Below are 7339 nucleotides of genomic sequence, written 5' to 3' on the forward strand. Positions count from 1 at the left end.
TCCCGGCTGCACGCGCAGGGTGACCCCCTTCAGGATCTCGCGGTCGGGATCGTAGCCGAAGCGCACGTCGTCGAAGACCACCTCGCCGCCCCGCACCTCCAGCCGGCGCGCGTCGGGGGCGTCCTGCACCTCGGCGGGCTGGTCGAGCAGGTGGAACATCTCGCCCATGTCGACCAGCGCCTGCCGGATCTCGCGGTAGACCGTGCCCAGCATGTTCAGCGGGATCGAGATCTGCACCATGTAGCTGTTGACCAGCACGAAGTCACCGACGGTCAGGCGTCCCTGCTCGACGCCGATGGCCGCCATGACCATGACCGCGACAAGGCCTGCAGTGATCAGCAGGGACTGGCCGAAGTTCAGGAAGGCCAGCGAGTACTGGGTCTTGATCGCCGCCCCCTCGTAGCGCGCCATGGCACTGTCGTAGCGCCGTGCCTCCCGGGCCTCGGCGCCGAAATACTTGACGGTCTCGAAGTTCAGCAGGCTGTCGACCGCCTTCTGGTTGGCATCGGTGTCCTGTTCGTTCATCACCCGCCGCAGTTTCACCCGCCACTCCGAGACGAGGAAGGTGAAGACCGCGTAGAGCGCGATCACCGCCACCACCACGGCGACATAGGAAAGGTCGAAGACCAGGGCCAGCACGACCGAGACCATGACCAGCTCGATGATCAGCGGCCCGATCGAGAAGACCAGGAAGCGCAGCAGGAATTCCACCCCCTTCACGCCGCGTTCGACGATCCGGCTCAGCCCGCCGGTCTTGCGTGTCAGGTGATAGCGCATCGACAGGCGGTGGATGTGGGTGAAGGTCTCGAGCGCCAGCTTGCGCAGCGCGCGCTGGCCGACGCGGGCGAAGATCACGTCACGCAGCTGCTGGAACCCCACCGACATGGCGCGCGCCACGCCATAGGCAAGCGTCAGCCCGACCGCGCCATAGGCCAGCAGCCAGCCCGCGCTGTCGCCCTCGCCCGCCAGAGCATCGACGGCGGCCTTGTAGAGGAACGGCGTGCCCACGGTCACGGCCTTTGCCAGCACCAGCACCAGCATGGCGGCCACGACGCGCCGCTTCACCCAGGCCTCGTCCGAGGGCCAGAAGTAGGGCACAACCCTTGCAAGGATGCGGCCAGAGTTGTCGGGAAGGTCCGTCGGGCTGTCGCCCGAGGGCGCGGGTCTTGAGGAACGCATGGCTGTCTTTCTGGCGGCGGCTGTCGAAACGGCAAGGGCCGCGACGGCACCGGATCCCGGCAGGGCGCGGACTTGCCCGGGGGCGAGATATAGACTATCCCTCGGACAGTTCAACACTTCATGAGTAATTGAAACGATGGATCAGCCCCAGGCCCTCGACGCCCTCTCGGCCCTCGCCAACGAGACCCGGCTGCAAATCGTGCGCCTGCTGGTCGGTCGCGGACATGAGGCCGGCTGCATGCGCGCCGGTCCCGCCACCGAGGAGGACCCCGGGCTTCCGGCCGGTGTCATCGCCAGCGAGGTCGCGGTTTCGGCCTCGCGGCTGTCCTTTCACCTGAGCGCATTGGAACAGGCCGGGCTGCTCAGCGCCGAGAAGCGCGGCCGCCAGGTATTCTACCGGCTCGACCGGCGCGCCATGGGCGGGCTGATCCACTACCTGCTGAACGACTGCTGCCGGGGCGACCCCCAGGTCAGCGCCTGCTGCCGGGCCGTGGCGCCCTCGGCAGGGCGCCACCTCTGATCCTGCCCCCCGCGTTCACTCTCCGCCCGACGTCCCGGCCTCGGGAACGGTGAAGACCTGTCCGGGATAGATCAGGTTCGGATCCCGGATCAGCGCGCGGTTGGCCTCGAACACCCGAACATACTGGATGCCGTCGCCGTAGCTATCGCGCGCAATGGCCCAGAGCGTATTGCCCGGCTGCACGGTGACGCGGGTCACCGGCTTTTCGGCCAGAACCTCCGCGACCTTGCGGGTATCCTCGCGCTGGAAGGGGGTCTCGACGCGGCTCAGGACATCACCGGCCTCGTTCAGCATGTCGATGCGCAGGCGATAGAGGCCGGTTGCCACATCGGGCAGCGCGGCACGCCAGTGGCTGTCCTCGGCGATCGGAGCCGTGGTGATCGCGGCATCATCCAGGTAGACGCGCACGAAGGCCCCGGCCAGCCCACGCCCGGTCAGCACCACCTCCCCCGCCTCGTCGTAAGAGATCGCGTCCAGCACGACCTCGTCCCCCGCCAGCGGTGCCTCCGCCTTCTGCAACACCCGCACGCCGCCGGCGTCCGACAGCAGCACCGTCGGCGTGGCAGGGGCAGAGGCTGCGGTTTCAGGCGCGATCTCGGCCGGGGCCTCGGGCGCGGCAGCCCCGCTCGCCGGGGCCTCGGATCCTGCAGCCAGGGCCAGGGACCCGCCCGCGGCGGGCACAGCGGTCTCGGCGCCGGCGCTCTGCTGAGCCTCGGGCAGGCGCGGATCGCTGCCGGTTGCGGGCGCGGGTCCTGCATCCGCCCCGGCATCGGCAATCGCCGGCGCGCTCGGGGCCGCGTCGCCCGAAGGTGCCGCCGGCAATGTGCCCGGCGCCTCGGCAGCGTTCTCGGCAGCCGCCAGGGACGCGACCTGGGCCGGGGCCTCGGCCACCGTCGGGCTGGGCGCCAGGATCACCTGTTCTTCCGAGGTGATCTCGGTGGCGCCGCTCGGATCAGTCATCAGCAGGGTCAGCACCCGGGGCTCGTCCGAGGTGCCCAGATCGAGAAAGGCAACGAAGCGGCCATCCTCACCGGCCTCGGCCCCGTCCAGCCTGGAGCCATCCAGAAGCACCGTGACGGACCATTCGGGCGCGGCCTTGCCCGCCACGAGAGTCGTGCCGTCGGGCTCGACCCGGACCACGTCGAAACTGGGCGGCTCGGGCAGGATCGCGGGGGTCTCTGTGGGTGCAGTTTCGGCAGGCGCAGTTTCGGTAGAAGGGGCCCCGGCGCTCTGGGTCTCTGCGGCAGAAACGGGGGCGGCGGGGGTCATCTCGGGCGCCCCACCCTCGGCCTGTCCGGCCGGAGCCTGCGGGCCGATCCAGCCCTGCCAGATGGCCACTGCGACCAGTGCCGCGACCGCGACACCCGCAGACGCAAGGCCGGCAGGGCCGCCCAGTTTCGCCTTATTCACGCCAAATCCCCCAGATTTCGACAGTTTATTGACCCTTTGGAAGCGGTTGCGACCGTATATCAATACGGACAAGTCCGGTCAAAAGCGCAACACCTGTCGGAGGAAGCCGCCATGACGAAAGCATCCATCTGTGTCTATTGTGGCTCACGTCCTGGGCTCGAGCCCGCCTATCTGCACCAGGCGGGGCAGTTCGGCCGCCTGCTGGCGCGCAACGGCTGGCAGCTGGTCTATGGTGCGGGGGACGTCGGCCTGATGGGCGAAGTGGCCCGCACTGCACGCGAAGAGGGCGCCGATCTGTTCGGAGTGATACCGCAGCACCTGCTGGGTGTTGAACGGGGCCGCAGCGACCTGGCCCGGCTGGTGGTCACCCAGACCATGCACGAGCGCAAGAAGGTCATGTTCATGAATTGCGACGCCGCCGTGGTGATGCCCGGCGGGGCCGGCACCCTGGACGAGTTCTTCGAGATCCTGACCTGGCGCCAGTTGGGCCTGCACCAGAAACCCATCCTGCTGATGAATGTCGCCGGCTACTGGGACCCGCTTCTGCAGATGCTGGAAAAGATCGCCGCCCAGGGCTTTGCCGAGACCTCGATGCTGCACAGCATCCGCGTCGTCGAGGGCGCCCAGGAGGCCGCGACCAGCCTTGCCCGGCATTTCGCCCAGCAGGGGGCGTAACGCGGAGGAAATGGCCCCGGCCGGGGGGGACAGCCAGCCGGGGCGAGAGCACTCAGGTGGCCAGGTCGGCCTTCACCTGGCGCTCGATCTCGTCAAGCGGGTGGTTGGTCAGCGTCTTGGGCAGCTCGGCGATGACGCGCTGCGTCACCTCCTGGTGCAGCTTCTTGCGCAGCTCTCCCAGCACCTTGGGCGGGGCGACCAGCACCACATGGTCGAAAGCGCCACGATGTGCCCGCGCATAGAGCATATCTGCCAGCTCGTCGGCGAAACGCTCTTTCGCCAGCTCGTGCCAGTCGGTGTCATCCAGCGCCGAGCGCTGCCCGACGCCGGTGTCCTGCATCCGCCCGGGGCGGTTGGCAGACTGGTCGATGTCCTTGGGATTGTCCTGCTCTTCCTTGCGGATGACCTCGAGGAAGGGATCCGCGCCATCGGTGACATTGCGCATGAACAGCGCCTTCTCGCCATCGGCAACCAGCACCCAGGCCTTGTGGGGAAGTTCGGTCTTCTGTTCGCTCATCACACCTGCTCCTTGTCGCCGCTGCCGTCCTGATCCTGCGCCTTGGGCGTGGTGCGCCCGGCCGAGCTGCCATCCCGGTTGATCTTCTCTTCGTCCCGGGTGCCGACCTTGCGCTGGATCTCGCCGCCCTTGCGCCCGCCGTGGGACGGCGCCTGCCCCATCTCTTCCGGGGTCTCGCCGAGAACCTCTTCGGTCTCGCGGCTCAGATCCTTCGATCGTGCGCGCTCTGCCATCAGATGTCTCCTTCTCATTCTGGCCCCCTCCTCGGGGCCGTCAGGGGGAAAACGCATGGAGCCCATGGCAGTTCCGCAAAGAAAAACCCCCGCGCGGAGAACCGCACGGGGGTCGAGAGCCTGCAGGCGGATGCCTGCCCGCCAATCCGGGACTTATAGGCGCGAGGCCACGTTTTCCCAGTTGACCAGCTTGTCGAGGAAGTTGCTCAGGTAGGCCGGACGCTTGTTGCGGAAGTCGATGTAGTAGGAATGTTCCCACACGTCGCAGCCCAGCAGGGCGGTCTGGCCGAAGCACAGCGGGTTGACGCCGTTTTCGGTCTTGGTGACCTTCAGCGCGCCGTCGGTGTCCTTGACCAGCCAGGCCCAGCCCGAGCCGAACTGACCGGCGCCGGCGGCCGAGAACTCTTCCTTGAACTTGTCGACCGAGCCGAAGGACTCGACCAGGGCCTTTTCCAGCTCGCCCGGCAGGCCGGTCTGGTTCGGACCCATCATTTCCCAGAACTGGTTGTGGTTCCAGAACTGCGACGCGTTGTTGAAGATGCCATTCTGGGCGACGGCATTGGCGTCATAGGTGCCCTTGATGATCTCTTCGACCGACTTGCCTTCCCACTCGGTGCCGGCGATGGCCTTGTTGCCATTGTCGACATAGGCCTTGTGGTGGATATCGTGGTGGTATTCCAGCGTCTCCTTGGACATGCCAAGCGCTTCGAGCGCGTCGTGGGCATAGGGAAGATCGGGAAGTTCAAAAGCCATGGGAGGGCCCCCTTTCCTGGATTTGGGTTATCACGTCTGCGCTTACATGGTATTTCCCTGAGCGGAAGGTCAAGGGAATATCCCCGTGCACCTTCGCACAGCCGGTTGTTTCGCAAAATGATGCCGCCCCGGTGGGGGCCGTATTCGCGAAGGGCCGGCATGGCTCTGCCGGCCCTGTCCACAGTGCTTTCAAGGCCCCCGGGGCTCAGGCGAAAAGCCCGACCTCGCTGCCCGGACGCGCCGCGTCCCTGAGCAGGGCGAAGACGTAGTCGGCGACCGAGCGGAAACAGACCACCTCGATGCGGCCCGGCCCGGGGCACCAGAAGGCGCCGGCCACCTGGCCGATGCGCGAGCGGCGGAAGCTGCCGGGCGTGAAGGCCTCGGGCGAGAAATCCACCGGCGCCAGCTTGGCCGCGACCTCCCGCACCAGCCCGTCGGGGCCCGAGATCGACAACAGCGTGCGCGCCTGGCTGACATCGGTCCAGTTCAGCGCCGGATCCTGCAGCGCGGCATCAAGCTGGGCCATGGCGCTGGCATGGCCGGACCAGGGCACCATCAGCAGCAACTCGTCCGGCGACATCCAGGCGATGGCGCTCTCTCCGTTCAGCGCGATGCGGCCACGCTCGGGCATGTCGACCGCCGCCAGCACCGTGGCCGCCGTCGTCAGCGCTGCCGCCGAGAGATCGCCCCGCAGGGTGAACATGGCGCGCTGCGGCTCTTCCGCGATGCGGACGTAGCCGTCGAAGGCCGCGCCGCCAAGCGCCGTCACCGGCGCCGGTCCCGTCAGATCAGACATCCTGCTTCTCTCCGTCCTTGTCGTAGAACACCGGGTCGACGACCTTCGCCAAGACCGGCTCTGCGCCCAGTTTCGTCACCTGCACCACCTCGCCCATGCGGTCGGGCCCGTGCTTCAGCAGCGCCATGGCAATTCCCCGGCAGAGCGTCGGCGAATAGTAGGTCGAGGTGATGCGGCCCTGCATGTTGCGCTGGCCACGGTCGTTCTCGCCCGCGTCGAGGATATAGGCCCCGTCCTCCAGCACCGAGCTGTCCTCGCTCAGCAGGCCGACCAGCTTCCAGCGGTCGGGGCTGGAGAGGTGGCTGCGCATCTGGCCGCGCTTGCCCAGGTAGTCCTCTTTCTTCTTCGAGATCGCCCAGTGCATATTCAGGTCCTGCGGCGTCACGGTGCCGTCGGTCTCGTCCCCGATCATGATGAAGCCCTTCTCGGCCCGCAGCACGTGCAGCGCCTCGGTGCCGTAGGGGGCGACGCCCAACCCGTGCCCGGCCTGCATCAGCGCCTCCCAGAGGGCCAGCGCCTGGCCCGCCGGCACCGACAGCTCGTAGCTGAGTTCGCCCGAGAAGGAGATGCGGTAGATCCGGCAGGGAATGCCGCCCACGGTGCGATCCGCCCAGGCCATGAAGGGCAGCTCTTCCTTGCTGATCTCCGGGGTGCCCAGCACCTCGAGCAGCTGGCGCGCCATGGGACCGACGACACCGATCTGGCCGTATTGCTCGGTCACGTTGGCGACATGCACCTTCATGTCCCACCATTCGGTCTGCAGCCATTCCTCCATATGGGCATGGATGGTGTCCGCGCCGCCGGTGGTGGTGTGGCAGAGGAAGGTGTTCTCGTCGATGCGCGCCATGACGCCGTCGTCGATCAGGAAGCCGTTCTCGTTGCACATCAGCCCGTAGCGGCAGCGCCCCGGCTTCAGGGTGGACATCATGTTCGTGTAGAGCATGTCGAGGAAGCGGCCCGCGTCCGGCCCCTTGACGATCAGCTTGCCCAGCGTCGAGGCATCCAGCAGGCCGACCTTCTCGCGCACCGTGGTGATCTCGCGGTTGACCGCGTCATGGGTGCTTTCGCCGGCCTTCGGGAAGGCGTAGGGGCGGCGCCAATGGCCGACCGGTTCCCACTGCACGCCATGGGCTTCGTGCCAGGCGTGGATCGGGGTGCGGCGCAGCGGCTGGAAGGTCTCTCCCCGGCCCTGACCGGCGATGGCGCCCATCGAGATCGGCGTGTAGGGCGGTCGGAAGGTGGTGGTGCCGACCTGC

9 protein-coding genes are annotated in these 7339 nt (G+C 67.5%); 2 read left to right on the forward strand and 7 right to left on the reverse strand.

Annotation, left to right across the window (positions count from 1 at the left end; all coding sequences use genetic code 11):
- On the reverse strand, positions 1-1179 hold a 1179-nt coding region (locus OS124_RS23985; protein ID WP_010138826.1), incomplete at its 3' end, for an ABC transporter transmembrane domain-containing protein.
- A 136-nt stretch (positions 1180-1315) separates the two neighbouring features.
- On the opposite strand from OS124_RS23985, the gene OS124_RS0107370 reads away from it, so the two are divergent.
- Positions 1316-1699, forward strand: a complete 384-nt coding sequence (locus OS124_RS0107370) for an ArsR/SmtB family transcription factor (RefSeq protein ID WP_010138827.1) — start codon at positions 1316-1318, stop codon at positions 1697-1699.
- A 15-nt stretch (positions 1700-1714) separates the two neighbouring features.
- On the opposite strand, the gene OS124_RS25995 is transcribed toward OS124_RS0107370, so the two are convergent.
- Positions 1715-3109 carry a LysM peptidoglycan-binding domain-containing protein gene (locus OS124_RS25995; protein WP_010138828.1) on the reverse strand — a complete coding sequence of 465 codons (1395 nt, stop codon included), beginning with the start codon at positions 3107-3109 and terminating at the stop codon, positions 1715-1717.
- Between the two features lie 111 nt (positions 3110-3220).
- On the opposite strand from OS124_RS25995, the gene OS124_RS0107380 reads away from it, so the two are divergent.
- Entirely contained in the window at positions 3221-3784 is a 564-nt protein-coding gene (locus tag OS124_RS0107380) for a TIGR00730 family Rossman fold protein (RefSeq protein ID WP_010138829.1), read from the forward strand.
- Between the two features lie 52 nt (positions 3785-3836).
- Here OS124_RS0107380 and OS124_RS0107385 read toward each other — a convergent pair whose 3' ends face one another.
- The 5 genes from OS124_RS0107385 to OS124_RS0107405 all read right to left on the reverse strand — a co-directional run.
- A complete protein-coding gene (locus OS124_RS0107385; RefSeq protein WP_010138830.1) occupies positions 3837-4301 on the reverse strand; it encodes a host attachment family protein in 465 nt (154 codons plus the stop codon).
- Positions 4301-4534, reverse strand: coding sequence for a hypothetical protein (locus OS124_RS0107390; protein WP_010138831.1), 234 nt, complete (start codon positions 4532-4534; stop codon positions 4301-4303). The genes OS124_RS0107385 and OS124_RS0107390 overlap by 1 nt, the downstream gene beginning before the upstream one ends.
- 153 nt (positions 4535-4687) lie before the next feature.
- A complete protein-coding gene (locus OS124_RS0107395) occupies positions 4688-5287 on the reverse strand; it encodes a superoxide dismutase (protein ID WP_010138832.1) in 600 nt (199 codons plus the stop codon).
- A 205-nt stretch (positions 5288-5492) separates the two neighbouring features.
- Complete coding sequence (locus OS124_RS0107400) at positions 5493-6083, reverse strand: sarcosine oxidase subunit gamma (RefSeq protein ID WP_010138833.1); 591 nt, start codon at positions 6081-6083, stop codon at positions 5493-5495.
- Positions 6076-7339, reverse strand: a 1264-nt coding sequence (locus tag OS124_RS0107405; protein WP_010138834.1) for a glycine cleavage T C-terminal barrel domain-containing protein, incomplete at its 5' end; no start/stop codon positions are given. The genes OS124_RS0107405 and OS124_RS0107400, both read right to left, overlap by 8 nt.

The sequence above is a fragment of the Oceanicola sp. S124 genome (genome assembly GCF_000220565.1).
Lineage (GTDB): Bacteria > Pseudomonadota > Alphaproteobacteria > Rhodobacterales > Rhodobacteraceae > Pseudooceanicola.

Coding starts and splice junctions, on each gene's coding strand:
- OS124_RS0107370 (WP_010138827.1), top strand. CDS start 1,316: ATGGATCAGCCCCAGGCCCTCGACGCCCTCTCGGCCCTCGCCAACGAG.
- OS124_RS0107380 (WP_010138829.1), top strand. CDS start 3,221: ATGACGAAAGCATCCATCTGTGTCTATTGTGGCTCACGTCCTGGGCTC.
- OS124_RS0107385 (WP_010138830.1), bottom strand. CDS start 4,301: ATGAGCGAACAGAAGACCGAACTTCCCCACAAGGCCTGGGTGCTGGTT.
- OS124_RS0107390 (WP_010138831.1), bottom strand. CDS start 4,534: ATGGCAGAGCGCGCACGATCGAAGGATCTGAGCCGCGAGACCGAAGAG.
- OS124_RS0107395 (WP_010138832.1), bottom strand. CDS start 5,287: ATGGCTTTTGAACTTCCCGATCTTCCCTATGCCCACGACGCGCTCGAA.
- OS124_RS0107400 (WP_010138833.1), bottom strand. CDS start 6,083: ATGTCTGATCTGACGGGACCGGCGCCGGTGACGGCGCTTGGCGGCGCG.